General features: G+C 27.8%; 32 protein-coding genes. 7 read left to right on the plus strand and 25 right to left on the minus strand.

The features are described 5' to 3' along the window. Window positions 1-3: 3 nt before the first annotated feature. The 5 genes from R3X25_RS04485 to recA are packed head-to-tail and all read right to left on the minus strand — an operon-like array spanning window position 4 to window position 3,734. Complete coding sequence (locus R3X25_RS04485; RefSeq protein WP_317672266.1) at window positions 4-963, minus strand: succinylglutamate desuccinylase/aspartoacylase family protein; 960 nt, start codon at window positions 961-963, stop codon at window positions 4-6. Next, a complete protein-coding gene (rimK, locus tag R3X25_RS04490) occupies window positions 953-1,828 on the minus strand; it encodes a 30S ribosomal protein S6--L-glutamate ligase (protein WP_317672268.1) in 876 nt (291 codons plus the stop codon). The genes R3X25_RS04485 and rimK overlap by 11 nt, the downstream gene beginning before the upstream one ends. 2 nt (window positions 1,829-1,830) lie before the next feature. Then, the gene (locus R3X25_RS04495; protein ID WP_317672270.1) at window positions 1,831-2,274 is read right to left on the minus strand and encodes an ATP-dependent zinc protease; all 444 of its coding nucleotides are present in this window, start codon (window positions 2,272-2,274) and stop codon (window positions 1,831-1,833) included. 27 nt (window positions 2,275-2,301) lie between these two features. Beyond that, window positions 2,302-2,724, minus strand: a complete 423-nt coding sequence (locus tag R3X25_RS04500) for a hypothetical protein (RefSeq protein ID WP_317672272.1) — start codon at window positions 2,722-2,724, stop codon at window positions 2,302-2,304. 2 nt (window positions 2,725-2,726) lie between these two features. Continuing rightward, on the minus strand, window positions 2,727-3,734 hold the full coding sequence (recA, locus tag R3X25_RS04505; protein WP_317672274.1) for a recombinase RecA: 1,008 nt from the start codon (window positions 3,732-3,734) through the stop codon (window positions 2,727-2,729). A 93-nt stretch (window positions 3,735-3,827) separates the two neighbouring features. On the opposite strand from recA, the gene R3X25_RS04510 reads away from it, so the two are divergent. Beyond that, on the plus strand, window positions 3,828-4,169 hold the full coding sequence (locus tag R3X25_RS04510; protein WP_317672276.1) for a cupin domain-containing protein: 342 nt from the start codon (window positions 3,828-3,830) through the stop codon (window positions 4,167-4,169). A gap of 10 nt (window positions 4,170-4,179) precedes the next feature. After that, window positions 4,180-4,419 (plus strand): CBU_0592 family membrane protein, encoded by a 240-nt coding sequence (locus R3X25_RS04515; RefSeq protein WP_317672277.1) that lies wholly within the window; start codon window positions 4,180-4,182, stop codon window positions 4,417-4,419. Window positions 4,420-4,465: 46 nt separating this feature from the next. On the opposite strand, the gene R3X25_RS04520 is transcribed toward R3X25_RS04515, so the two are convergent. From R3X25_RS04520 to R3X25_RS04600, 17 genes are all read right to left on the minus strand, one after another. Beyond that, on the minus strand, window positions 4,466-5,179 hold the full coding sequence (locus tag R3X25_RS04520) for a 3-ketoacyl-ACP reductase (protein ID WP_317672278.1): 714 nt from the start codon (window positions 5,177-5,179) through the stop codon (window positions 4,466-4,468). A 126-nt stretch (window positions 5,180-5,305) separates the two neighbouring features. Continuing rightward, window positions 5,306-6,076: a peroxiredoxin-like family protein gene (locus R3X25_RS04525; RefSeq protein WP_317672279.1), complete on the minus strand. Its 771-nt coding sequence runs from the start codon at window positions 6,074-6,076 to the stop codon at window positions 5,306-5,308. A gap of 6 nt (window positions 6,077-6,082) precedes the next feature. Further along, entirely contained in the window at window positions 6,083-6,751 is a 669-nt protein-coding gene (locus tag R3X25_RS04530; RefSeq protein ID WP_317672281.1) for a haloacid dehalogenase type II, read from the minus strand. Between the two features lie 15 nt (window positions 6,752-6,766). Continuing rightward, complete coding sequence (locus tag R3X25_RS04535; protein WP_317672283.1) at window positions 6,767-7,600, minus strand: haloacid dehalogenase type II; 834 nt, start codon at window positions 7,598-7,600, stop codon at window positions 6,767-6,769. 31 nt (window positions 7,601-7,631) lie between these two features. Then, complete coding sequence (locus R3X25_RS04540; protein ID WP_317672285.1) at window positions 7,632-8,192, minus strand: carboxymuconolactone decarboxylase family protein; 561 nt, start codon at window positions 8,190-8,192, stop codon at window positions 7,632-7,634. 17 nt (window positions 8,193-8,209) lie between these two features. Beyond that, on the minus strand, window positions 8,210-8,644 hold the full coding sequence (locus R3X25_RS04545) for a hypothetical protein (RefSeq protein ID WP_317672287.1): 435 nt from the start codon (window positions 8,642-8,644) through the stop codon (window positions 8,210-8,212). A gap of 66 nt (window positions 8,645-8,710) precedes the next feature. Further along, a complete protein-coding gene (locus R3X25_RS04550; protein ID WP_317672289.1) occupies window positions 8,711-9,274 on the minus strand; it encodes a TetR/AcrR family transcriptional regulator in 564 nt (187 codons plus the stop codon). Between the two features lie 243 nt (window positions 9,275-9,517). Then, window positions 9,518-10,234, minus strand: coding sequence for a 3-ketoacyl-ACP reductase (locus R3X25_RS04555; RefSeq protein ID WP_317673407.1), 717 nt, complete (start codon window positions 10,232-10,234; stop codon window positions 9,518-9,520). 3 nt (window positions 10,235-10,237) lie between these two features. Then, window positions 10,238-11,761, minus strand: coding sequence for a Dabb family protein (locus R3X25_RS04560; protein ID WP_317672291.1), 1,524 nt, complete (start codon window positions 11,759-11,761; stop codon window positions 10,238-10,240). A gap of 23 nt (window positions 11,762-11,784) precedes the next feature. Continuing rightward, window positions 11,785-12,261: a heme-binding protein gene (locus R3X25_RS04565; RefSeq protein ID WP_317672293.1), complete on the minus strand. Its 477-nt coding sequence runs from the start codon at window positions 12,259-12,261 to the stop codon at window positions 11,785-11,787. A gap of 83 nt (window positions 12,262-12,344) precedes the next feature. Beyond that, entirely contained in the window at window positions 12,345-12,920 is a 576-nt protein-coding gene (locus R3X25_RS04570; protein WP_317672295.1) for a Crp/Fnr family transcriptional regulator, read from the minus strand. 162 nt (window positions 12,921-13,082) lie between these two features. Beyond that, a complete protein-coding gene (locus tag R3X25_RS04575) occupies window positions 13,083-13,664 on the minus strand; it encodes an NUDIX domain-containing protein (protein ID WP_317672297.1) in 582 nt (193 codons plus the stop codon). A gap of 4 nt (window positions 13,665-13,668) precedes the next feature. After that, window positions 13,669-14,112, minus strand: coding sequence for a GNAT family N-acetyltransferase (locus R3X25_RS04580; protein WP_317672299.1), 444 nt, complete (start codon window positions 14,110-14,112; stop codon window positions 13,669-13,671). Continuing rightward, window positions 14,112-15,020 (minus strand): cation diffusion facilitator family transporter, encoded by a 909-nt coding sequence (locus tag R3X25_RS04585; RefSeq protein WP_317672301.1) that lies wholly within the window; start codon window positions 15,018-15,020, stop codon window positions 14,112-14,114. The genes R3X25_RS04580 and R3X25_RS04585 overlap by 1 nt, the downstream gene beginning before the upstream one ends. A gap of 151 nt (window positions 15,021-15,171) precedes the next feature. Next, a complete protein-coding gene (gene rpiB / locus R3X25_RS04590) occupies window positions 15,172-15,609 on the minus strand; it encodes a ribose 5-phosphate isomerase B (protein WP_317672303.1) in 438 nt (145 codons plus the stop codon). Window positions 15,610-16,184: 575 nt separating this feature from the next. Further along, complete coding sequence (locus R3X25_RS04595; RefSeq protein WP_317672305.1) at window positions 16,185-16,343, minus strand: hypothetical protein; 159 nt, start codon at window positions 16,341-16,343, stop codon at window positions 16,185-16,187. Window positions 16,344-16,419: 76 nt separating this feature from the next. Further along, window positions 16,420-17,340, minus strand: coding sequence for a diacylglycerol kinase family lipid kinase (locus tag R3X25_RS04600; RefSeq protein ID WP_317672307.1), 921 nt, complete (start codon window positions 17,338-17,340; stop codon window positions 16,420-16,422). Between the two features lie 110 nt (window positions 17,341-17,450). On the opposite strand from R3X25_RS04600, the gene rnr reads away from it, so the two are divergent. The 3 genes from rnr (at window position 17,451) to tatA (ending at window position 20,661) form a co-directional block, all read left to right on the plus strand. Then, window positions 17,451-19,664: a ribonuclease R gene (gene rnr / locus R3X25_RS04605; RefSeq protein WP_317672309.1), complete on the plus strand. Its 2,214-nt coding sequence runs from the start codon at window positions 17,451-17,453 to the stop codon at window positions 19,662-19,664. A 58-nt stretch (window positions 19,665-19,722) separates the two neighbouring features. After that, window positions 19,723-20,397, plus strand: coding sequence for a head GIN domain-containing protein (locus R3X25_RS04610; RefSeq protein WP_317672311.1), 675 nt, complete (start codon window positions 19,723-19,725; stop codon window positions 20,395-20,397). Between the two features lie 66 nt (window positions 20,398-20,463). Next, entirely contained in the window at window positions 20,464-20,661 is a 198-nt protein-coding gene (gene tatA, locus R3X25_RS04615; RefSeq protein ID WP_317672313.1) for a twin-arginine translocase TatA/TatE family subunit, read from the plus strand. A gap of 75 nt (window positions 20,662-20,736) precedes the next feature. On the opposite strand, the gene R3X25_RS04620 is transcribed toward tatA, so the two are convergent. Next, window positions 20,737-21,054 (minus strand): heavy metal-binding domain-containing protein, encoded by a 318-nt coding sequence (locus tag R3X25_RS04620; protein WP_317672315.1) that lies wholly within the window; start codon window positions 21,052-21,054, stop codon window positions 20,737-20,739. Window positions 21,055-21,057: 3 nt separating this feature from the next. Continuing rightward, the gene (locus R3X25_RS04625) at window positions 21,058-21,987 is read right to left on the minus strand and encodes an SPFH domain-containing protein (protein WP_317672317.1); all 930 of its coding nucleotides are present in this window, start codon (window positions 21,985-21,987) and stop codon (window positions 21,058-21,060) included. Between the two features lie 177 nt (window positions 21,988-22,164). Here R3X25_RS04625 and R3X25_RS04630 point away from each other — a divergent pair, with 177 nt between their 5' ends. Both R3X25_RS04630 and R3X25_RS04635 read left to right on the plus strand, forming a co-directional pair. Continuing rightward, window positions 22,165-22,512: a 6-phosphogluconate dehydrogenase gene (locus R3X25_RS04630; protein ID WP_317672319.1), complete on the plus strand. Its 348-nt coding sequence runs from the start codon at window positions 22,165-22,167 to the stop codon at window positions 22,510-22,512. 5 nt (window positions 22,513-22,517) lie between these two features. Further along, window positions 22,518-23,063: an acyl-CoA thioesterase gene (locus R3X25_RS04635; RefSeq protein ID WP_317672321.1), complete on the plus strand. Its 546-nt coding sequence runs from the start codon at window positions 22,518-22,520 to the stop codon at window positions 23,061-23,063. Between the two features lie 143 nt (window positions 23,064-23,206). Here the strand turns inward: R3X25_RS04635 and gltX are convergent, their stop codons facing one another. Continuing rightward, complete coding sequence (gltX, locus tag R3X25_RS04640) at window positions 23,207-24,730, minus strand: glutamate--tRNA ligase (RefSeq protein ID WP_317672323.1); 1,524 nt, start codon at window positions 24,728-24,730, stop codon at window positions 23,207-23,209. Between the last annotated feature and the right edge of the window lie 314 nt (window positions 24,731-25,044).

A 25,044-nucleotide genomic window follows, 5' to 3' on the forward strand; every position in this document is an offset into this window, starting at 1 on the left:
TATTTATTCAAAACCAATATGTATTAATGCATCTCCTTGTATAACAACTGGTGAATGATTTGAGTTTAAAATATAACCTTCTTGTGGGTTTTTAAAAATTTTTTCTAGTTCTCCATAAGGATCAGAAATACTTCCTAATTTAATACCTTTTTCAACTTTTTGTCCGGCACTAATATATGATCTATACATTCCAGAATGTTTAGCTCTAATCCATTTTGAATTTTTAATTACAATAGGAGATATAAGATTGGTAGGCTTTAAAATTTTACTTGAGAAATCTCTAAATCCTAAATAATGCATCACATTTATAGCGCCTTGAACGCCTGTTTTGGTGACATTTTTATCTAAATTTAATGATTTTCCGCCTTCAAAAAGCAGCACTTTTTTACCCAATTTCACCATTGAATTTCTAAATGTTTTTTCTTGACTTTTACTAAATACAATAAAAGGAGCTCCAAACACTTTTGCTAATTCTAAACTTGTCTCATCAGAGCCATTTATTCTAACTTGCGAATAATTAAAACGCTGTGCTCCACCTGTATGATAATCTATACAATAATCAACTTTCGGTATTACTTCTTTCATTAAATAATAGGCAAATTTACTTGCTGATGAACCTTTATTTGAACCTGGAAACATTCTATTTAAATCTCTACCATCGGGAAATTCTCTAGATTGATTTAAAAAACCAAAAACATTTAATAATGGAATGCAAATAATAGTTCCTTTTTCTGGTTTATGATAACCTGCAGCAATTATTTGACGTACAATTTCAACACCATTTGTTTCGTCTCCATGAATACCTGCTATTAACAATAAACAAGGACCTTTAGTTTTACCTCTTGATACAATAATAGGAATATCAATTTTTGAACGCGTTGTTAAACGCGCAATATCCATATTAATGGTAACTGTTTCTCCTAATCCAATTTTTTGATTTAAAATTTTAAAATCATTCGGCATGACGCTCAATATAATGAATTATTTTCCCAGCAATATCTTTACCAGTTGCTGATTCAATTCCTTCTAAACCTGGTGAAGAATTTACTTCTAAAATAAGTGGACCGCGTTCAGATTGTAGTAAATCTACACCTGCTACACCTAATCCCATAACTCTTGCAGCTTTTAAAGCTGCATTTTCTTCATCAACAGATAATTCAATAATTTCAGCAGAACCTCCACGATGAAGGTTTGAACGAAATTCTCCATCTTTTCCTTGACGTTTCATAGCTCCAACTACTACTCCATCAACTACAAAAACACGAATATCTGCTCCTTTTGCTTCTTTTATAAATTCTTGTGCAATTACACGTGCTTGTAAACCATTAAATGCTTCTAAAACAGATGTTGCAGCTGTACGTGTTTCGGCTAAAACAACTCCTAAACCTTGTGTACCTTCTAATAATTTTATAACTAATGGAGCTCCACCAACACTATCAATAACATCTTCTACATTTTTTGAGTAGTTTGTAAAAACTGTTTTTGGTAAGCCTAGACCTGCTCTAGAAAGTACTTGTAAACTTCTTAATTTATCTCTAGAACGCATTAATGCTTGTGATTCTACAGCTGTAAAAACTTTCATCATTTCGAATTGACGCACAACGGCAGTTCCAAAAAAAGTTACAGAAGCACCTATTCTTGGTATTACTGCATCTACATCTTTAATTAGTTCGTGTTTATAGCGTATGGCTGGTTTTTTTCGTTCAATAATAATATCACATTTAGTGTGATCTACAATTATCATTTCATGATTTCTTTTTTTACCAGCTTCAACTAATCTTCTAGTAGAATATAAATTTGGATTTCTTGATAAAATAACAATTTTCATTTTTATGATGTCTTGTTTAATTTTTTAAATGATAAATTTTTTTTTGCCGTATCTATTATAAATTTTTTTGATAAGAATTTTCTTCCCAACAGCACTGGAAAAGTCATTGAGCCACGTTCTGTTAACGATAATTCAATGGTATGAATTTCATTAAAAATAATAATGTTTGTTTTTATTATAAATCTTTCTTCGGTAATTCCGTTAGAACTTTTTACATTTTTTTGAACAAACTCATTAAATTCAAAAAATTTATCGTGGTATTTTTCATGTTTTGGATCTAAAAATTGACATTTTAAAATATTGTTTTCTAATTCAATATGATGGCAATGAAAACTTGAAGTGTATGCTCCTGTATCCACTTTAATATCGATACCGAATAATTCCAATTCAGGAAAATCTAGTATATCTGTTCTACCAAGTAGCTTTTTAAGAGATTCTGTTTTCAATAAATAAAAAGTTAATTATTAAGTTTATTAAAATGTATACTTTAAATTATTCAAAATAAAATCAATTTCTGTTTGGTTAGAATCTAAATTTAATAATTGAATTAATTTGTTTATTGTACTGCAATACTCAAGAGATATAATTTCGTCTGAGTTAAATTCATTTTTTAAAAGATGCACTAAAGCTGTAATCATTGGTTTATCAACTAATTGAGCTGATGCATGTTTCTTTTTTATGAAATTCTTTTTTATTTCAGCAATCTTATATAAATCTTCAATTTTAAGATTTAGTTCGCAAAATCTTAAATCTATCAAAACTTTATCAATAAATTCCCATTCTGGTTGTTGAGTAAAATATATAATATGATTTTTATATTTTTCAATACAAAACTCACCTTCATATTTAATAACTAACAGGTTTTTATTGATAAAGGATTGATATTTAATTATCATTTTTATTCTTCCTTATTGATTGCTTCTTTAATTTTACCTTCTAATTCTTCAGCTAAATCGGGATTGTCTTGTATTAGACCTTTTACAGCATCTCTACCTTGACCTAATTTTGTTTCGCCATAGCTAAACCAAGATCCGCTTTTTTTAACAATACCAAATTCAACACCTAGATCTAGAATTTCACCAGTTTTAGAGATTCCTTTTCCGTACATAATATCAAATTCAGCAATTTGAAATGGTGGAGCAACTTTGTTTTTTACTACTTTTACTTTTGTACTGTTACCAATTACTTTATCTCCATCTTTAATTTGTGTTCTTCTTCTAATATCTAAACGTACTGAAGCGTAGAACTTAAGAGCATTACCACCAGTTGTAGTTTCTGGATTACCGAACATTACACCAATTTTTTCACGTAATTGGTTAATAAATATTACGGTACAGTTTGTTTTATGAATTGTACCTGTTAATTTACGAAGTGCTTGTGACATTAAACGTGCATGTAATCCCATTTTAGAATCACCCATTTCGCCTTCAATTTCACTTTTTGGAGTTAATGCTGCAACAGAATCTACAACAACAATATCAATAGCTCCAGAGCTAATTAAATTATCGGCAATTTCTAATGCTTGCTCACCATGATCTGGTTGAGAAATAATTAAATTATCTACATCAATACCTAATTTTTCAGCATAAAAACGATCAAAAGCGTGTTCTGCATCAATAAACGCAGCAATACCTCCAGCTTTTTGAGCTTCAGCAATAGCATGTAACGTTAACGTTGTTTTACCTGAAGATTCTGGTCCGTAAATTTCAATAACTCTACCACGTGGATAACCTCCAACACCTAAAGCTAAATCCAATCCTAATGAACCTGATGAAATTGCATCTATATCTTCAATGGCAACATCTCCCATTTTCATTACGGTTCCTTTTCCGTAAGCTTTATCTAATTTATCTAGTGTAAGTTGTAATGCTTTTAATTTTGCTGCTTTTTCTTTGTCTTCTGCCATAATCTTTTAAAATACGTTAATTTGTTTGTGGCTAAAATATAAAAAAGTATTGAGTATATTTATGGTTTATTTATAATTCTATTAACCATTTTTATGAAAAAATCTTCGTTAACAGAAAATATCACTTACAATAAAAATAAAGTTTCAATTTTGGTTTTGTTTGAAACAGAAACTACTAAAGAAATTAGAATAGTAATGAAGAAAGGACAACTTATGAAAGAGCATAAAACTCCATTCCCTATAACTGTTGAAATATTTGAAGGTGCTATAGATTTTGGTGTTGCAGGTACTGTGCACAAATTAATAAAAGGTGATTTGGTTTCGCTAGAAGCTAGTATACCTCACGATTTAGTTGCTGTAAAAGATAGTGTTATTCGATTAACACTCTCTAAATTAGATACTGTTGAACGTGTTGTTAAGGTTTCTGAAAAATAAAAGTTTAAAAATGAATAGTATTGATTGGATAGGTTTTATAGGTGTTTTTCAAATATTACTAGCTTATGTTTTAAATGTAATTGGTAAAATTTCCAAGAACGATTTATCTTTTATATTACTTAATTTAATTGGAGCAAGTTTAGCTTGTTTAGCTTCTGTACTTATGAAGTATATCCCTTTTATTATATTAGAAGCTGTTTGGGCATTTGTTTCACTTATTTCATTATTTCAATATAAAAAACAGCCTTAACTTTTATAAAAGTTAAGGCTGTTTTACTTTATCTAAATATACTATATTAAGGATTTGTAGACCATAATGAAGCATTTGCTAACATTGCTCTTCTTGGTAATTTTAAACCAGCAACAATTAGTTCTGCAAAATCATCTGGTTGTAGTACTTTTTCAGGATTTCCATCGGTAATTCCAAGCTCTAAAGTCATATCTGAAGCAATAGTACTTGGTGTTAATGTATTTACTCTAATATTGTTTTTACGCACTTCTTTCATTAAAGATTGTGACAAACCAATAACTGCAAATTTAGATGCAGAATAAGCAGATACATTTGCGTTACCGTTTAAACCTGCAGTTGAAGCTACGTTAATAATATCGCCTTTGTTTTTATCTATTAAAAACGGTAATACTTCTTTTGTTACGTAATACATACCTAACACGTTTGTTTTAATTATGCTTTCCCAAACACTAACTTCCATATCTGTAAAAGAACCAAAAGCAGCAATACCTGAATTGTTTACTAAAATATCTACACCACCTAAATTGGCAATAGTATTTTTAATCCCAATTTTTACTTCTTCGTAATTACTTACATCAAAAACTTCGTAAACAGCATTTACTCCAAGAGCTTTTATTTCTGCAGTAGTTTGCTTTAGTTTTTCTTCATTTCTTCCAGTAATTGCAATATCAATACCTTCTTTAGCAAATGCTAAAGCAGTTGCTTTACCTAAACCTCTACTTCCACCAGTAATAATGGCTTTTTTATTTTTTAATTTCATTGTTTATATGCTTTTTAATGTATTTTAAAATTCAAAGTTGCAATTTTATAATTTCAATTTTAAATTTTATGGCTAGTTTTTTAAAATTATCCATTTTATTTAACTTTAATGTTTTTGCTACTTTAATTAATTCTTAATTTTATTTAAAGCATCTACTAACACATCTGGTTCTGCTCTTTTTTTATAATCTGCGTCTAAAAATGCATATTGAATTATTCCATTTTGATCAATAATATAAGTAGCTGCCAATGGTAACTCATTACTATCATCTCCATTATTTTCGTGTAATCCAAAACCTGCTTCATAAATAGATGCTACAGCAGTTGTTAATTGATAAACAACACCAAATTCTTTTCCAACTTTATTTCCAATATCACTTAACACCGTAAATTCTAAATTGTGTTTTTCTGAAGTACTTAACGATTTGTCTGGTAATTCTGGTGTTAATGCTATTAACGTTGCTCCAGCTTTTTTAAATTCTGGTAATTTTTGTTGTAAACTATGTAATGTAATATTACAATATGGACACCAACCACCTCTGTACCAAGTTAATACTACAGGTCCATTTTTTAATTCATTATACAACGAAACTGGTTTGTCTAATGAATTATTTAATGTAAAATCTGGCACTTTATCACCAACATTTAAGGCTTTACCTAGAATTCCAGAATTTTTAATATCTGCAAGCCCTTCTGCATAAATTTTACTTTTTTCTTCTGAAAACTTTTTACTTGAAGCTTCAGCTCTTTCGGTAAGTAAAGCTTCTAATTCTCCTTGTTTTTTTGTTGATTCCATTTTAATTTGATTGTTAGAATTTACTTCTTTTTTTTCTTTAGTTTGACACCCAATTGTTATTGCAAAAATTACAATTAAGATAGATACGTTTTTTTTAATCATTTTTAGTTATTTTAATTTAGTAGATAATTCTTCCATACTATTTATAATGGTTGTTGGTTCAATTCCCCAAGGGTCAAATATTAATTCTTGTGTACGTTGTACCCAAGCGGTTTTTATACCATAAGAAGCTGCTCCAATAACATCAAAAGGGTTGCTTGAAATTAACCAAGAATCTGATTTATTAGAATTTGTTTTTTTGTTGAAATACTCATATACTTTTGGGCTAGGTTTAAACATTTTTATAGCTTCTACGCTTACAACACCATCAAAAAAATCAATAATTTCTGCATTAATTAATAAGTTTGAAACTGCAGTTGCGCTTCCGTTAGAAAATGCATATAATTTATGTTCTTGATTTTTTAATTGTTGAAGTCCTTTTTTAACATCAGGATAACTCGGCAACACTTTGTATTCGTTCAATAAAGCATTTTTTTGAGCATCAGATAAATTTACTTTAAATAATTGACAGCTATAATCTAAAGCATTTTTTGTACATACTGAAAAATCAACAAATTTATTCATTAATCCTCTTCTAAAAGAATACTCTAATTGTTTGTTTCGCCATGTATCCATGACTGGTTTTGCTTTGTTACCAATCATTTTTTCTAATGAAGTATAAACTCCAGAAGTATTTATTAGTGTTCCATAAACATCAAAAGCTAAAGTGTATTTCATACTAATATGTTTAGTTTAATAATCAATTTTAAAATATCCTTTTTCTTGAAAAATTTTAACTAATTCTGTTAAATCCTTTACCACATAATCTGGTTTTTCAACATTTGGATATAACACTTTTCCTGGTCTTTTAATAAATGCGGTTTGTAAACCTGCTTTTTTAGCTCCAGCTAAATCCCAAGCGTGTGCAGCAACCATTAAAACTTCTTCAGGTTTTAAACCTAGATCTTTTATAACCATTGCATAAGTATCTAAATGAGGTTTGTATTTTTGAATGGTTTCAATGGTATAACGATTGTCGAAATATTTTGTTAAACCCGCATTTTTAAATTGTGTTTCAACACCTTTTGCTGAAGAGTTAGTTAAACTTACAATTCCAAAACCACTTTCACTTAATTTTTTTAAACCTGGAAGCACATCGGTATGTGCTGGAAGTGATCTTAATGGAGTTACAATGGATTCTTTTGCATTTTTATAAGTAATAGCTATTCCTTGTGTTTCGGCAACCATTATTAATGCTGCTGTTCCAATTTCACCAAAATGATGATAATTTTCAGTTACTGTTTCTACTAAAGAATAATGTAACATTGTAGAAAACCATAAAGGCAATAAATCTTCTCTACCATTTAGTGCTTCACCAACTGATTTTTTTAATGGAGCCATATTTAATAATGTTTCATTCACATCAAAAATAATAACTCTTGGTTTTGTTAAATTATTAGATTGATTAATATTTGATATAGTGTCAATATTCTTATTTTCTATCACTGAATTTTGAGCACTAGCAGCTGTTATTAGTGCAGAAGTAAAAGTAATAACTATGAATATGTAAAAATTAAATTTTACCATTGAATATTTTTTTTAATATTAGTTTATATAATTATACAGATACGTTTTTTTTCCAAGCAAATTTTTCGAAAGGTTTATCAACTGGAGTTTCTGCAATATGATTTACGTAGTTACTGATTACTTTTTGTGAAAGACCTAAAATAATTTCTAACAATTGTTTTTGCTCATAACCAACAGCAAAAAATGCTTGTACTTCTTCTTCTGAAATATAACCTCTATTTCTTACAATAGTTAGCGTAGTTTCGTGTAATACTTGTAATTTTTCAGAAGTCATTTTTGTACCGTTTCTTAAAGCTTCTGTTAATGCAGGATCTACTTGCATCATGTTTGCAATTGCAGTATGTGCAGGTACACAATAATGGCACTCGTGTTCAACATTTATTGTTTGCCAAACAACAGTTAATTCTTCAGCATTAAATGATGAATTTGTAAACAATTTATGAAGCGTTTGGTAAGCTTCAAATAACTCTGGAGATTCAGCTAAAACACCGTGTAATCCAGGTATCATCCCGTTTGATTTTAAAGAGTTTTCCAATAATGGTTTACTTGCTTCTGGTGCTGATTCTATTGTATGAATTTTTAATTTTGTCATAATTTATTGTTTTTTAATTATTTTATTATTGTTTTTTTTTTATTTAAAATAAAGATGTTTAATACAGAAAATAGTATAACTCCTAATGCAATGTAAACCAATAACCATTTAGGTTGTATTCTTAATGAAAACTCTGCTATTAATGCTCCTACCATTGTAAGTAAGCCAAAAAGGTTAGTAATTGTTGCCCATTTTGAAAAAGGAATATTGTATTTAGTTATTGTATTATTTTTTACTAAAGAAAAAATTGCTGTTGCTAAATAACCAATTACTACTGCCGAAATAATTATTCCTGTAAATACTCTAAAAAAGGTAGGATCAATTCCTATAGGTTTTGCCATTTCTATAAAGGCATTTACCGATATTTCCCATCCTGCTAATTTTGAAATGGCAAACCGTGATAAAATAATTCCCATTAATGCGTTTGTAATAAATACTAATACTTTGTTCATGTTATTTTCTGTTTTATTGATTGTTATATAACTAACCGATTGTTTAGTTATTGTTTAAAAAAAAGTTTATAAATTTTTGAAAATTATTTCAATATAATCTTCAATTTCTTTTTGAGTATTTACTCTTGCTGCCGCGGCTAATCCATGTTTAGATAATAATAAATAGTTTGCTTGTTTTAATATAGTTTCTTCATTTTTATTTGGATCCATTCTTAATTTTTCAATAAAAATTTGCTTTAAATTTTTCATAAAAGTTTCCATTTGTTCTTTAATCATTTTATCTTCACTTTCAGCAAATTCATTATAAGTATTGGTAACTAAACAACCTTTTTGATTGTTTGGTTTTTTGGTAACATCTACAGAATTATAGAAAAATTCTTTAATATCTTCAACTCCATTATTTGAATCTCTTAATTTTTGAAAAATTTTACTTACTTTTTGTTTGTAGCTTTTTAAACTCTCCACAAACACACCGTGCTTATTACCAAAGCTAGAATAAATAGAAAATTTATTAATACCCATTTCTTTTTCGAGCATTTGCATAGATGTAGATTCATAACCATTTCGCCAGAATAAATTCATAGCTTTTTCAATTACTTCTTCTTCTATATATTCCTTTTTTCGTGCCATTAATTTGTAATTACAATGCAAAACTAAACAATCGGTTAGTAATAAAAAAATAAATATTGATTTTTAGTGAAATTTAAGCTTTAATTAACACTTTAAAAGGTTATTTATTTGTGCATATTATAACAAAATTACGTAACACATTATAGAGGTTAGTTAATTGTGTATTTGAATTTAAACAATATTGTACCTCTAAAAATTTCTAAAAAAAATAATCACTTTAACTCTTATTAAATAAAAATTGTTTTATGGATTTGTAGACCATAATGATGCATTTGCCAGCATTGCACGTCTAGGTAATTGTAAACCTGCAACAATAAGTTGGGCAAAATCTTCTGGTTGTAATACTTTATCTGGATTTCCATCAGTCATTCCTAATTCCAATGTCATATCAGAGGCTATTGTACTTGGTGTTAATGTGTTTACTCTAATATTGTTTTTACGTACCTCTTTCATTAACGATTGTGACAAACCAATAACTGCAAATTTTGATGCTGAATAAGCTGAAATATTTGGATTTCCGTTTAGCCCTGCTGTTGATGCTACGTTAATTATATCTCCTTTATTTTTATCTATTAAATAAGGTAGTACTTCTTTAGTAACATAGTACATTCCTAATACGTTGGTTTGAATAATTTGTTCCCAAACACTCACTTCCATTTCATTTAACGAACCAATAGCAGCAATACCAGCATTGTTTACTAAAATATCTACAGTTCCTAGATTTGAAATTATGTTTTTTATTCCAACTTGTACTTCTTTATAATTGCGTACATCAAATATTTCGTAAAAAGCATTTACACCTAACGCTTTTATTTCTGTAACTGTTTTTTTTAATTTTTCTTCATCTCTACCAGTAATTGCAACATCAATACCTTTTTTAGCAAATGCAATAGCTGTTGCTTTTCCTAATCCTCTACTTCCACCAGTAACAATGGCTTTTTTATTTTTTAATTTCATTATAATTTATTTTTTAATCCAATAATCCATCACTAAAACATCGTCTATTATTGGGCCTATTTTACTTACTAAATCTAAATGTGCTTTATGAAATAAATAAATTTCTCTTTCGTGCTCATTATTAAATGTTAAGGTAAAAGTGTGTGTAAAACCTTTGCTAGCTCCTTCTGTACTATCATTTATTCCCCATTCTAGGTTAGCAATTTCTGGAATTTTATTTTTGAGATTTTCAAAAGCACTAGCAGCAGTATTGATTTGTGCTTCTGTAGCATCTTTTTTATATTTTAGATTTACAATGTGCCTTAAAATTTTTCCGTCTCTGTTAATTTTTGGAGATATTTTATAGGTTGCCACTTTTCCTAAATCAAATCTAAACGATCCAGCAATTAGGAAATTTTGGTCTTCAATTTTATGAGACCTCAAGCCATAATAAATGGAAAAACCAGTTTCTAAATAGTTAATAGGACTAAGAATACCTTCTTTATTTAGTTTTAATAGTTGAATACTAGCATCATCTCTTGTACCAACAGCTAAAACGGCTTCATTGTTATTTGTTGAAACAATTTCAATTCTTGTTTGGCCTTGTAATTTTGTAGTTTCATCATCTTTTAAAACAAAATGAGGTATTAATGCTCCTTTTTTATTTACTTTAAAAACAGTTACACCATCGCCATGATAAACAAAATTTGGTCTTTTTATAAAACCTCCTCTTTTGTAATATTTATGATGCCTATGACCAACAACTACATAATTATTTTCACCTAAAGTAACACCAGTAACTGGATATGTTCCTGTTAAATACCTATCTTTAGTATTATCGCTTATATTGTTAATATTTTTAAACTTACCGTTTTCATAAACTCTAAAACTACTAACTCCATTATCTTGAAAACCACCAGTGTATAAAAAAGTTTTACCTTTAATTTTATGTGTAAACATACCTATAATTCCATCTGTATGAATAGTTTCGTTATCTTTCATAGATTGTACATGGGTAAGTTTACCACTGTCTTCAATTTTAAAACAACTTAAACCTGGTGTTTCTTCTAAACCGCCAACAAATAGATAAGACGATTTTTTCATATGAATTACTTGTAAAGTAATTGCAGTACCAAGATGTGTTTTATCTGTATCTTCGATTAAAGAAACTCGCTCAATAGAACCATTATCTAAAATTTTAAAAGTTTCAATTACATTTCCATGTTTGTTTGCTATAAAAAGAAAGTCTGTACCATTAATATTATCAGCAACCATACCTCTTGCAGGTCCTTTTTCCATATATAGTTTATGGTTACTTATTGGAGTAAGAATACCTTTTTTATTTAAGCTATATACATCTACATTACCAATTCCACCTGCATATATGTAGTGCGAACCGTTTTTTTGATAACTTGTTACAGATACTGTGTTTTTACCATATATATTTTTAAAATCTTGTCTGTACAACATCAATTCATCAGAAACTTGTGCAAAGCTTACTTGAACTACTATAAGTAATATTGTTATTATTGCGCTTTTAATTCTATTCATAATTTAAATTTTTTAATATTGAATTAATCTATAATTGATTCTGCTCCTACAGTTGCAATAGCTCTATCTTGTTCTATAGTTCCACCGCTTACTCCAATTGCTCCAATAATATCACCTTTTTTATTTTTTATTGGTAATCCTCCAGGAAAGGTAATTAAACCATTGTTAGAATGTTCAATATTATAAATAATACCTCCTGGTTGTGTTAATTCTCCTAGTTTTCCTGTATCTATATTAAAATACCTTGCTGTTTTTGCTTTTTTAATAGCAATATCAATGCTTCCTAAAAAAGAGTTATCCATTCTAATAAATGCTTTTAAATTAGATCCTGAATCGACAACTGCTATATTAACAAGTACATTTATATCTTCGGCATTTTTTTTAGCTGCTAATATCACTTTTAGAGCTTCTTCATCTGTTATGTTATAAAATTTTTGAGCATTTACAGTTTTTATACCTACAAAAGCTACTGTTAAAAATAGAAATAATGCGTTTTTCATAAAAGTTTATAATTTTATTTTACAAAAATTCTAAAACTTTATTACAAAATAGTTGAACAAGTTCAACTTCATATAAAAATATATTATTTAGGTAATTTTTTAATTTTACTTAAAAACTCATGCGTAATACCTAAATAACTTGCTATTTGTTTGTTACTAATTTTGGAAGCTATGTTTGGGTAATTTTTTATGAAATAAAAATATCTTTCTTTTGCTGTTTGGCTATGGTTACGTATTAATCTTCTTTGCCAAGCCACAAGCGCTTTTTGCGACATTATTCTAAATAATTTTTCTACAATAGGGTATAATTTGTAAAGAGAATATTTATTAGTTCTGTTTATTAAAAGAACTTTACTGTTTTCTAGAGCTTGAATATTTAAATCTGATGGTGACTGATTCATAAAACTATCAATATCCATTAACCACCAATCTTTTACAGCAAAATATAATGTGTTTTCATTACCATTTTTATCTATTGTAAAAATTCTAAAACAACCTTCTATTACAAATCCTTCGTAATTAAAAATACTTCCTTGGGTAAGAAGAAATTCTTTTTTATTTATAATTTTTAGTTCAAAATTATTACATATTTCATCCAATTCATTAGTGGAAATTTGAATGTTTTTTTGAATATTTTGTTTTAGTAGTTGGTATGGCATTTTTATTTTTTTCAGTTTCTAATATAAAATACAAACCTAAAATTACCAAATTGATAGTTTAAAGTTTTTTTAAATATCAATTACTAACTAACAAATGTATTTTGGAAATATGTTTTACTAATGCTGTTTTAATACCAATAAAAGTGACTGCTAATAGCATAATTATAATAATTTATGTACTTGCGCATATTGTAGTAAAATAACAGTTTTTGCATCACAAATTTCACCTGTAGAGATCATTTTAAGAGCTTTATTAAAGTCGGTTTCTAATACTTCTATTTCTTCAGTTTCTTCTTCTAAACCTCCGCCTTCACTAATTTTCATGTCGCTAGAATATTCAGCAATAAAATAATGAATTTTCTCTGTGACAGCTCCTGGAGTTGAAAACAGTTCAAATACTTTTTTAGGTTCTGAAATTTTGTAACCTACTTCTTCTTCAGCTTCTTTTTTTATACATGTAATTGGATCATCTTCATCTAATAAACCTGCACAAACTTCTATCATCATACCATCTGCATTTTCATTTAAATAGCTTGGCATTCTAAATTGTTTAGTTAGTAATACTTTTTTTTCTGAAGGATTATATAATAAAATACACGCTCCATCGCCTCTATTGTAACTTTCACGAATTTGGGTTTGCCAATTACCATCTTTTGTTTGGTAATCAAAATTTACCTTATCTAGTTTATAATAATCATGAGATAAATTTTTGATACTGTTTATTTTAACTTTTGGATTGTTCATTTTATTAAAAATTTATCATTGCTATATGTGGAATTCCATCTTCTAAATACTCCTCACCAATTTGTTTGAAATTATGAGATTGGTAGAAATTTTTTAAATATTTTTGAGCTGAAATTTTAATATAATATTCATTAAAAAATTGATTTACAGCTTTTATTGAAGCTTCAAAAATTAGATGACCATAACCATTTATTCTCTCTTTTTTAGCTACTACTACTCTACCAATACTTGCATTTTTAAAATAATCTCCGCTTTTAAAAATACGTGTATAGGCAACTAGTTTATTATTTTTAAAACCTAAAACATGCATTGCTTTTTGGTCTTTAAAATCAATATCTTGATACACACAATCTTGTTCAACTACAAAAACTTCGCTTCGTAATTGTAAAATTTGGTATACTTCTTCTTTAGTAAGATTTGAATATGTTTTAGTGTTTATTTTTAGCATTAATCTTGAAATATTACATCCTTTTTATCATCACGAATAAATTCAGGCTGAAAATTACAATGATTGATATCGAATTTTTCTAATAATTTAACTTCAATAGTTTCACAAACTATATCAAATTCAGAGAGTTTAATATCATTTGAAAATTCAAGATGTGCTTCTATATGACATTCGTGCTCGTTTAATTGCCATATATGTACATGGTGAATATTTTTTATTGTTTCAACCTTTAAAACTTCTTTTACAACTTCATCAATATTAATATCTTTTGGTGCAAAAAGCATTAATATTTTTGTTGAAGCTATTAAAATACTCCAACTCATATACACTAAATAAATAGAAATTATTAAGGTTAATAGAGCATCAATCCAATAAACTTGGTAATATTTCATTAATAACCCTCCAATTAACACTGCAACTGAAGTTAGCATATCGGTTAATAAATGAAGGTAAGCCGATTTCATATTTAAATTATGTTCGGCATCTTTTTTTAATAATAATACACTAAACCCATTTGCTGCAATACCTAAAATAGCCATCCAAATAACTAAATTACTTTTAATTTCTTGTGGATTATTAAAACGCTCTATTGCTTCTTTCGCTAAAAAAATTGCAATTACAATTAGTGTAGCTGCATTTATAAAAGCTGCAATAATTTCGGCTCGCTTAAAACCAAAAGTATATTGTTTAGTTTGTTTCTTTTTTTTAGTTAAAATGTTTGCTATATAACTAATTATTAATGAAACAACATCAGAAAAATTATGAATAGCATCAGAAATTAATGCTAAACTTCCAGATAAAAAACCCCCAATAATTTGAGCAACAGTAATTACAATATTTAATACAATAGATATTAATAAGTTTTTACCCGTTAATGTTGGATGATGATGAGAATGATTGTGAGACATTAAATATTAAAAGCTATATTTATATACACAAAGTTACTAAATATATAACTATTAAATCGAACACTTTTATATATAAAAATCTCTTGCTTATTTTCATAAACAAGAGATTTTTAATAAGTACTAAATGATTATTAATTTTTATATTTTAAAATTAACAACAACCTGTTGGAATTTTATTAATTCTAGTTTGGTGTCTTCCACCTTCAAATTCAGTATTTAAAAATATATCTACAAAACCTAAAGCTTGTTGTAAAGATACAAAACGAGCAGGAATAGTTAATACATTAGCATTGTTATGTAAACGTATTAATTCAACTAACTCATTATTCCAAACTAAACCAGCTCTAATACCTTGATGTTTGTTTGCTGTCATTTGTGCTCCATTTCCACTTCCGCATAAAATAATGCCATATTTTGCTTTTCCAGTTTCTACAGCTTCAGCTACAGGATGAATAGCATCTGGATAATCCATACTATCATTTGAATCGGTTCCAAAGTTTAAAACTTTATAACCTTTTTCTTCTAAAAATTTAATAATTTCGAACTTGTATTCAGTTCCTGCGTGATCATTTCCTATGGCAATAGTCATATTTATATATTTTGTTAATTAAATAGTGGTACAAAAATACAAAATCAAGCTTATTAACAGTTAAATTAACAAATGTTAATAGCATTTTATAAAACACTGATTAACACTAATTTTACATTTAATTAAAATTGTGGATAAGTTTAGAGTTAAAAAAGACAACTATTTTTTGATTATTAACTGTTTTTAACTAATCCAGATTAAGAAATTATTAAGCAAATTTATTTATCTATTTTTAATTTAAAATTGTACACAGGTTTTAGAACACTTATTAACATTTTTAGAGCTTAAAATTATTAAGTTTATTACTGTTAATTACTATTAACAGTTTGTTAATAAACTAAAAATTATTATTGATTTTTAAGTAGTTATTATATTAATAACTGTTAGTAATTATTAATAAGTGAAGTAAAAAAATAAATACACAATTAGTTATTGCACATATTAACAAGCTATAATAACAAAAAATATTTTTTAAAATTTTTAAATTTCTTTTTTATTATAATTACTAGTGTTAACAACTAGTTTTAAACAAAACTTATTTAAAGTAACTTTAGATATAATTTAAAAATAAAAAATTAAAGTTTAGTAACTAAATTTAGTAATTGTGGTTTAGCAGAAACTGTTTCTATTTCATCTTCAGAAGTGAAAGAAGTATTTATACTTTTAACCGTGGAATAGATTCCTATTCCAAAAATGATTAAAAAGAAGATGATTATTTTATATAACCGTTTCATTTTTCAGTGCTTGTATTTATATAAAGACGAAAAAAATTAACAGTTGTTACAATTTTATTAAGAAAAATTTAACTTTTTAAGGTTTTGGTATTATAAATTGTAAAGCTCTTGGTAAAATAGAAGCTGTAAAACTATCAGTTTTAAGTAATTCACCATCAGCTTGTAAGTAAATATTTTTTTTGTTTTTTATAGATACTTTTAAAGCTGAAGTTTTGTAAGTTTTAATTATTGGAAGATCAGTAACAGTACCTTTAAATAGTTTTGAAATATGTTTGATAACAGTTAAAAAAGACACATCTTTTATATATGAAATATCAAATAAACCATCGTTAGTTTTCACATTTTCAGTTAATTGCATTCCACCTCCAGAATATTTTCCAATTCCTATAAGTAACATTAAGCTTTTCCCTGAAATGGTAGTTTTATTAAATTTTATTTCTAAATATTTTCTTTTAAATCCTACTAAACTTACCAAAGCTCCAGTTAAATACGCTAAAAATCCTAAATATTTATACTTATGCACTTTGTTAACAACGTGTCCGTCAAAACCTATTCCAGCTAGATTATTAAAATAGTAATAGGTATTTGAATTAATTAATAAAATTTTTCCAATATCCTGATAATAAGAGTATTCTTCTTTAATAATTGCTATTGCTTTTTTATAATTTATAGGAATGTTATAACTCTTTACCCAATCGTTACCAGTTCCGATAGGTATAACGCCAAGTTTTATAGATTTATAATCGGTAGATGTTGCATTAAAAATTCCATTTACAATATTATGTAAACTTCCATCGCCACCAACACTTATTATTTTTCTAAAATTATTATTTAAAGCACTTTGAACTAGTTCTTTAGAATGCTCTTCATATTTAGTAAATGCAACTTTAAATTCAATATTTTGTACTATTAATTCCTTTTCAATTTTAGGCCATAATTTTTTAGAAATTCCATTACCAGAAGTAGGATTTACAATAACAAACCATTTAGAATTCATATAAACTGTTTAATAACGGTCTAAAATACAAATACTAATTTATATAACGCTTTATTAACTTATTTCAAGTTTAATTATTTGTACTTTTGGATACAATTAAATAAAAATAAATGTCGAAAAGAAAAAAAATTTATAAAAAGAAAGGAAACGTAATTAAAGATTTAACTAGAAAAATATTACAAGTTTTAAATCAATCTAGCAGTCAATCTTTTAATTACAAGCAAATTGCTTCTAAATTAAATATTGAAGATGCTAATGGAAGAAATCAAATAATAAAAAAGCTTGAAGATTTAAAAGGTCAAGAAAAGGTTGAAGAAACAGAAAGAGGTAAGTTTAAAGTAATTCCTTTATCTAAATACTATATTGGAACTATTGATGCTACTTCAAATGGAAATGCATATTTTATTTGTGAAGAATTAGAACACGATATTTACATTCCGGCTCGTAATTTAAATAGAGCAATGGATAACGATACGGTAAAAATTTACCTATATCAACGTAAAAAAAATAGTAGAGAAGAAGGTGATGTTGTTGAAATTGTGAAACGTGCCAAAACTGAATTTGTTGGAGTTTTACAATTGAATAAAAACTTTGGATTTGTAATACCAGATGATCCAAAAATGTATGCTGATATATTTATTCCAAAAAACAAATTAAAAGATGCTGAACACGGTGTAAAAGTTTTAGCAAAAATTACCGAATGGCCAGATAATTCTAAAAATCCATTCGGAAAAATTAAAGAAATATTAGGAAAACCAGGAGATCATAACACAGAAATTCATTCTATTTTATTAGAATACGGTTTACCATATAAATTTCCAGAAAAAGTAGAGCACGAAGCAGATAAAATATCATTAGAAATTTCAGAAAACGAAATTGCAAAGCGTATAGATATGCGAGATGATTTAACGTTTACCATAGATCCAAAAGATGCTAAAGATTTTGACGATGCATTATCGTATAAAGTACTAGAAAATGGTAATTATGAAATTGGAATTCATATAGCAGATGTTTCACATTACGTTCAGGAAAATACTATTTTAGATAATGAAGCTTATGATAGAGCAACCTCGGTTTATTTAGTAGATAGAGTAGTGCCAATGTTACCAGAAGTATTATCAAACGGTGTATGTTCATTACGTCCTAATGAAGAAAAATTAACATTTTCAGCCGTTTTTGAAATAGATCAAAAAGGACATGTACTTAACCAATGGTTTGGTAGAACTGTAACGTATTCCGATAAACGTTTTGCTTATGAAGAAGCACAAGAAATAATAGAATCTAAAGGAGATACTGTTTCAAAAGACGTTTCAATTACTGGAGAATCATACAAAGTGCAGCCAGAAATTGTAGAAGCAATTTTAAAATTAGATGAATTAGCAAAAAAACTCCGTAAAAAGCGTTTAAGCGCAGGAGCTATTACTTTTGATAGAGTAGAGGTAAAATTTATTTTAAACGAAGAGGCAGAGCCACAAGGTGTTTATTTTAAAGAATCTAAAGATGCTAATAAACTAATTGAAGAGTTTATGTTGTTAGCAAACAGAAAAGTTGCTGAATTTGTTGGAGCTAATAAAAACGGAACTGCAAGTAAAAAAACATTTGTATATCGTATTCACGATGAACCAGATGTTGAAAAATTAGCTTCGTTACAAACCATTGTTAGCAAGTTTGGGTACACCAATAAAATTGATACAAAAAACAAAAAAACCATTTCAAAAACCTTAAATAAGTTATTGGAAGATGTGCATGGAAAAGGTGAATCTAACATGATTGAAACATTAGCGGTTAGAACTATGAGTAAGGCAGAATATTCTACACAAAATATTGGTCATTATGGTTTAGCTTTTGATTATTATTCACATTTTACTTCACCAATTAGAAGATATCCAGATGTTATGACACATAGATTGTTACAACATTATTTAGATGGTGGAAGTTCTGCAAAAGCTGAAGTTTATGAAGAAAAATGTAAACATTCTTCAGAAATGGAATATTTAGCTTCAAAAGCCGAACGTGATTCTATAAAATACATGCAGGTTAAGTATATGGCCGATCATAAAGATCAGGAATTTGAAGGTGTAATATCTGGAGTAACCGAATGGGGAATTTATGTTGAAATAATTGAAAATAAATGTGAAGGAATGGTGCGAATCAGAGAAATTAAGGACGATTATTATATTTACGATGAAAAGCAATATGCACTAGTTGGACAATCAACACAAAATTTATATCAATTAGGTGAACATGTTTTAATTAAAGTAAAGCAAACAGATTTAGAACGTAAACATTTAGATTTTACATTATTAGAAAAGATTAATAAATAATTAACTCTAAAAGGCACAATTATTGTGTATTTTGATAGTTATATAAAAAATTTATACAATGAAAAAAATAGCATTCTTATTATTTTTTACTGTTTCATTAACTTTTTCTCAAGAAACTATTACAAAACGTTTAGGTGATTTTGATGAGTTAAAAGTATTTAACGGTTTAAATGTTGAATTAGAAAAATCGAGTCAATCAAAAATTGAAATTTCAGGAAATAAAGCTGAAGACATAACTGTTAAAAACTCAAATGGAACTTTAAAAATTCGTTTAAAATTTCCAGAAGGTTTTGTAGCAGATGATGTTAAAATTAAATTATTTTACAACGAACCTATTTCAGTTATAGATGCAAATGAAGGTGCAGTAATTACTTCAAGCAAAAAATTAAAACAACCACATTTAGAAGTTAAGGTACAAGAAGGTGCAGGTATTATTTTAGAAGTTAACGTTAAACATTTAGAAGTTAAATGTGTAACAGGTGGTATTATAAATTTAAGTGGAAAAGCTGAAAATCAAACTATAGAAACTACAACTGGTGGAAATTATAGTGCTTATGGATTAGATGCTGATACTGTAATTGTTACAGCGGCATCTGGAGCTAGAGCAGAAGTTATTGCAAATGAATCTTTAAACGCACAAGTACGTTTTGGTGGTAAAGTAAGATATAAAGGAACACCAGAAGTATTAAAAACAAAGAAAACTTTAGGAGGTTCTATTCAATCTAGAAATTAAAAAGAATTTTAAACTTTTTAAGTTTAGAACTAATTTGATATCTTTGTAATTCAAAAATTTAAACAAATGAACGCATTATATATTTTTTTAGGAATGGTTGGTCCTTGGCAATGGATAATTATTGGATTAGCTATTTTACTACTTTTTGGTGGTAAAAAACTTCCAGAATTAATGAAAGGTCTTGGTGGTGGAATTAAAGAATTTAAGAAAGCCACAAAAGATGACGAAGATGTTGATGATACAAAAATTGAAGATAAAAAATAAGTAATGTTCATGTAACTCACATAAAAAAAGCCTGCAAAAATTGCAGGCTTTTTTTTATTGAAAAATTTTAAAAAACTAAAATTTTACTGCAGTACCAGAAGCAGTTACCATTAGCATACCTCCATTTTTACCAACAGTTTCATAATCTAAATCAATTCCAACAACAGCATCAGCACCTAATTTTTTTGCAGCTTGTTCCATTTCTTTTAGAGCAGTTTCTTTAGCTTCTCGTAAAACTTTTTCATAAGAACCAGAACGTCCACCAACTATATCTCTAATACTTGCAAAAAAGTCTTTAAAAATATTAGCACCAATAATAGTTTCTCCAGTAACAATTCCTAAATATTCTTTTACTTGGTGTGTTTCAATAGTATGTGTGGTTGTTAAAATCATAAATTATTTTTTATTTTTTTTAGAATCATTTACTTCTTCGTGAGAAGCTTCTTGAATTTTATTAGCCGCCACTAAACTTGTAACCATATCATTTAACATATTACTTGCTGCATTCGGGTTGTTTGGTAGTAATATTAAATTAGATTTAGTATCTGATCCAATACTTTGTAACGTATCATAATGTTGCGTAATTACAATTAATGCCGATGCTTCTTGACTGTTAATTCCAGCTCTGTTTAAAACGTCAACACTTTCTTCTAAACCACGAGCAATTTCTCTACGTTGATCGGCAATACCTTTACCTTGTAAACGTTTACTTTCAGCCTCTGCTTTTGCGCGTTCTACAATTAAAATACGTTGCGCATCACCTTCGTGTTGTGCAGCAATTTTTTCTCTATCAGCTGCATTAATACGGTTCATGGCAATTTTTACCTTTTCATCTGGATCAATATCAGTTACTAATGCTTTAATTATATCGTAACCATATTCAAGCATAGCTTCTTTTAAATCACGTTTAATTGCAATTGCAATTTCTTCTTTTTTCTCAAATACATCATCTAGTATCATTTTTGGAACTTCTGCACGTACAACATCAAAAATAAAAGATGTAATTTGCTCATGTGGATTTTGTAATTTATAAAAAGCATCATAAACATGCCCTTTTTGTATTAAAAATTGAACCGATATTTTTAAGTGTACAAAAACATCATCTTTTGTTTTAGTTTCAACAATTACATCTAATTGTTGTACACGTAAACTAACACGACCTGCAACTTTATCAAAAATAGGAATTTTAAGTTGTAAACCTGCACCTCTAATACTTTGGTATTTACCAAAGCGTTCAATTATAGCATTTGTTTGTTGTTTAACAGTAAATAATCCTGTTGCTATTATAACAACAACAATAAAAATAGTAATATAAGTACCAATCATTTCTAAATTTTTTAAATATTAATGAAATATTAAATATACAATGTTTTTAAATAGTATTTAAAAGTAAATTATATCTATTTGTATACTAATTTTTAAAAATGTTACAGTTTATAAAAATTACCGTTAAATTCATAAACCAAAACATGATTGGTTATATTTGTTTTTTAAAAATAAATTATGAAAAAAATATTATTTAGTATTATAGGTGTAATTGCTTTAGGTTTAGTGCTTTATTTTACAGCAATTTATTACATAACCTATAGTGAAGGATATAGAGCAGGAGAATTGGTTAAATTTAGTAGTAAAGGGTATGTTTTTAAAACATGGGAAGGAGAAATTAGCCAAGGAGTTTCTGAAGCACAAAGATTTCAATTTTCTGTTGAAGACAATGAAAAAGAAGTAATTCAACAGTTAAAAGACTTACAAGGTAAAGATGTAAAACTAACCTATAAAGAACGTTTTGGAACGTTTCCCTGGTTAGGAGATACTAAATATTTTGTAATTGGAGTTAAAATAACAGAATAGACTTTATGAATAAGATATTTAAAAAACCAGAAGAATCAGAAATTATTTTAACGGAATTAATGCTACCATCACATTCCAATTTTAGTGGTAAAATACATGGAGGTTATATTTTATCTGTTATGGATAAAGCTGCATTTGCTTCTGCATCAAAGTTTTCTGGTGAATATTGTGTAACAGCTTCTGTAAACAGAGTAGATTTTTTAAATCCAATTGAAGTAGGAGAGTTGTTAACATTACATGCACAAGTTAATTATGTGGGTAGATCATCTATGGTTGTTGGTATTCGTGTAGAATCTCAAAATATTAGAACAGGAGTTATAAAACATTGTAATTCGTCTTACTTTTCTATGGTAGCGAGAGATGAAAATGGAAAAGGAGTAGAAGTTCCTGGTTTAATTCTTTCTAATGAAACAGATATGAGAAGATTTTTGCGCTCTATAAAACATATTAAAATGAGACGTGAACGAAATATAGAGTTTAGCGCAGAGAGTTTTCAACCAGAAAAATATAAAGACGCATTAAAAGATTATAATGTTAAAATTGAGATATAAAAAAAGGAGCTGAAAAGCTCCTTTTTTAGTTTTTTAAACTTTAGTAAATTGATTTAGTGTCATGCTGAACTTGTTTCAGCATCTCATCACAATGGTCAATTATTATGCGAACCTGAATCAAGTTCAGGTTGACGTTTTGAATATTACAACGTATTAATAGCTTTTTTAATTCTACTAATAGTTTCTTCTTTACCAATTAGTTCTGCAATATCAAATAGGTGAGGACCTTTCATGGCGCCTACCAAACTTAAACGGAAAGGTTGCATAATTTTTCCAAAACCTATTTCTTTACTAGTTATCCACTCTTTAACAATAGTTTCAATGTTTACTGAATTAAAGTCTTCAATAGTTTCAATAATTGCAATTAATTCATTCATTAAAATTGGCGTATCTTCTTTCCATTGTTTGCGTGAAGCTTTTGCATCGTATTCCGTTGGAGCTTCAAAAAAGAAACTACTTAAATCCCAAAAATCGTTTACAAAAGTGGCTCTTTCTTTAATTAAAGAAACTACTTTTTCAATAGTTTTTTCTTCTAAAGAAATACCTTTTTCTTTAAGACTTTCAGCAAATGTAACAGCTAAATCTGCATTCGATTTTTGTTGCATATATTGTTGATTAAACCACTTTGTTTTATCTGGATCAAAACGTGCTCCAGCTTTGTTTACACGTGCTAAATCGAACGATTGTATTAATTCTTCTAAACTAAATAATTCTTGTTCAGTTCCTGGATTCCAACCTAATAAGGCTAAAAAGTTTACTACAGTTTCAGAAAAATAGCCATCTTCTTTGTAACCTCTAGAAACTTCACCTTCAGTATTTGTATATGCTAATGGGAAAACAGGGAAACCTAATTTATCTCCATCACGTTTGCTTAATTTTCCTTTACCAACTGGTTTTAAAATTAGTGGTAAATGTGCAAATTCTGGAGCGTTCCAACCAAAAGCTTCGTATAAAGCAATATGAAGTGGGAGCGAAGGCAACCATTCTTCACCACGAATTACGTGTGAGATTTCCATTAAATGATCATCTACAATATTTGCTAAATGATAGGTTGGCATTCCGTCACTTTTAAACAGAATTTTATCATCTAATATTTCTTTTTTAAAAGAAACATGTCCTCGTATAATATCATCTGCTTCAATAGTTTCAGCATCGTTGTTTTCTGGTTCGTACATTTTAAAACGTACTACATATTTATCGCCATTAGCAATGCGTTGCTCTACTTCTTCTTTAGAAAGTGAAACCGAATTGGTTAATTTTGCTCTGTTATGCCAGTTATAAATAAATGTTTTTCCTTTAGCTTCGTGATCTTTTCTGTGTGCATCTAATTCTTCAGCAGTATCAAAACAGTAATACGCTTTTCCTTTTTTAATAAGTTCTTCAGCATATTTTTTATAGATATCTTTACGTTCAGATTGACGGTAAGGTCCAAATTTTTCGTTTTTATTTGGTCCTTCATCAAAAGGAATGTTTAACCAATTTAATGAGTCTATTATATATTGTTCGGCATTTGCTACATAACGCGTTTGGTCTGTATCTTCAATACGTAACACAAAAGTTCCATTGTATTTTTTTGCAAATAAGTAATTAAAAAGTGCTGTTCTAACACCACCAATATGTAACGGACCTGTTGGACTAGGTGCAAATCGTACTCTAACGTTGTTCATTTCTTTAGTTTTAAAGTGCAAAGATAATTTAACTAATAGAATTTAGCACAAAAAAAAGGCTGTTGTTACAACAGCCTCTTAAAATCAGCCCAATATTGATTTTAAACCCTCTGACTAGCATCAAAGAATAAGTTTCACGTGGGGAGTGGAATTTAATTCTTACTATTAAATGAAGTTAATGTTTTAACATTAGTGTTTTGATGTGAATTTGATACTACTGCATTAATCATATATAAATTAAGAAATACTACAAGTATTATTAAAACACTGTATAAAATTACTCTTAATTTTTTTTGACTACAGATAGTATTGAA

Origin of the sequence: Lutibacter sp. TH_r2 (assembly GCF_033101135.1) — a bacterium.
In the GTDB taxonomy this organism is placed as follows: domain Bacteria; phylum Bacteroidota; class Bacteroidia; order Flavobacteriales; family Flavobacteriaceae; genus Lutibacter.

Bases quoted from the DNA above. Each gene is read 5' to 3' on its own strand.
- R3X25_RS04485 (WP_317672266.1), bottom strand. From the start codon at position 963: ATGCCGAATGATTTTAAAATTTTAAATCAAAAAATTGGATTAGGAGAA.
- rimK (WP_317672268.1), bottom strand. From the start codon at position 1,828: ATGAAAATTGTTATTTTATCAAGAAATCCAAATTTATATTCTACTAGA.
- R3X25_RS04500 (WP_317672272.1), bottom strand. From the start codon at position 2,724: ATGATAATTAAATATCAATCCTTTATCAATAAAAACCTGTTAGTTATT.
- recA (WP_317672274.1), bottom strand. From the start codon at position 3,734: ATGGCAGAAGACAAAGAAAAAGCAGCAAAATTAAAAGCATTACAACTT.
- R3X25_RS04510 (WP_317672276.1), top strand. From the start codon at position 3,828: ATGAAAAAATCTTCGTTAACAGAAAATATCACTTACAATAAAAATAAA.
- R3X25_RS04515 (WP_317672277.1), top strand. From the start codon at position 4,180: ATGAATAGTATTGATTGGATAGGTTTTATAGGTGTTTTTCAAATATTA.
- R3X25_RS04520 (WP_317672278.1), bottom strand. From the start codon at position 5,179: ATGAAATTAAAAAATAAAAAAGCCATTATTACTGGTGGAAGTAGAGGT.
- R3X25_RS04525 (WP_317672279.1), bottom strand. From the start codon at position 6,076: ATGATTAAAAAAAACGTATCTATCTTAATTGTAATTTTTGCAATAACA.
- R3X25_RS04530 (WP_317672281.1), bottom strand. From the start codon at position 6,751: ATGAAATACACTTTAGCTTTTGATGTTTATGGAACACTAATAAATACT.
- R3X25_RS04535 (WP_317672283.1), bottom strand. From the start codon at position 7,600: ATGGTAAAATTTAATTTTTACATATTCATAGTTATTACTTTTACTTCT.
- R3X25_RS04540 (WP_317672285.1), bottom strand. From the start codon at position 8,192: ATGACAAAATTAAAAATTCATACAATAGAATCAGCACCAGAAGCAAGT.
- R3X25_RS04545 (WP_317672287.1), bottom strand. From the start codon at position 8,644: ATGAACAAAGTATTAGTATTTATTACAAACGCATTAATGGGAATTATT.
- R3X25_RS04550 (WP_317672289.1), bottom strand. From the start codon at position 9,274: ATGGCACGAAAAAAGGAATATATAGAAGAAGAAGTAATTGAAAAAGCT.
- R3X25_RS04560 (WP_317672291.1), bottom strand. From the start codon at position 11,761: ATGAATAGAATTAAAAGCGCAATAATAACAATATTACTTATAGTAGTT.
- R3X25_RS04565 (WP_317672293.1), bottom strand. From the start codon at position 12,261: ATGAAAAACGCATTATTTCTATTTTTAACAGTAGCTTTTGTAGGTATA.
- R3X25_RS04570 (WP_317672295.1), bottom strand. From the start codon at position 12,920: ATGCCATACCAACTACTAAAACAAAATATTCAAAAAAACATTCAAATT.
- R3X25_RS04575 (WP_317672297.1), bottom strand. From the start codon at position 13,664: ATGAACAATCCAAAAGTTAAAATAAACAGTATCAAAAATTTATCTCAT.
- R3X25_RS04580 (WP_317672299.1), bottom strand. From the start codon at position 14,112: ATGCTAAAAATAAACACTAAAACATATTCAAATCTTACTAAAGAAGAA.
- R3X25_RS04585 (WP_317672301.1), bottom strand. From the start codon at position 15,020: ATGTCTCACAATCATTCTCATCATCATCCAACATTAACGGGTAAAAAC.
- rpiB (WP_317672303.1), bottom strand. From the start codon at position 15,609: ATGACTATTGCCATAGGAAATGATCACGCAGGAACTGAATACAAGTTC.
- R3X25_RS04595 (WP_317672305.1), bottom strand. From the start codon at position 16,343: ATGAAACGGTTATATAAAATAATCATCTTCTTTTTAATCATTTTTGGA.
- R3X25_RS04600 (WP_317672307.1), bottom strand. From the start codon at position 17,340: ATGAATTCTAAATGGTTTGTTATTGTAAATCCTACTTCTGGTAATGGA.
- rnr (WP_317672309.1), top strand. From the start codon at position 17,451: ATGTCGAAAAGAAAAAAAATTTATAAAAAGAAAGGAAACGTAATTAAA.
- R3X25_RS04610 (WP_317672311.1), top strand. From the start codon at position 19,723: ATGAAAAAAATAGCATTCTTATTATTTTTTACTGTTTCATTAACTTTT.
- tatA (WP_317672313.1), top strand. From the start codon at position 20,464: ATGAACGCATTATATATTTTTTTAGGAATGGTTGGTCCTTGGCAATGG.
- R3X25_RS04620 (WP_317672315.1), bottom strand. From the start codon at position 21,054: ATGATTTTAACAACCACACATACTATTGAAACACACCAAGTAAAAGAA.
- R3X25_RS04625 (WP_317672317.1), bottom strand. From the start codon at position 21,987: ATGATTGGTACTTATATTACTATTTTTATTGTTGTTGTTATAATAGCA.
- R3X25_RS04630 (WP_317672319.1), top strand. From the start codon at position 22,165: ATGAAAAAAATATTATTTAGTATTATAGGTGTAATTGCTTTAGGTTTA.
- R3X25_RS04635 (WP_317672321.1), top strand. From the start codon at position 22,518: ATGAATAAGATATTTAAAAAACCAGAAGAATCAGAAATTATTTTAACG.
- gltX (WP_317672323.1), bottom strand. From the start codon at position 24,730: ATGAACAACGTTAGAGTACGATTTGCACCTAGTCCAACAGGTCCGTTA.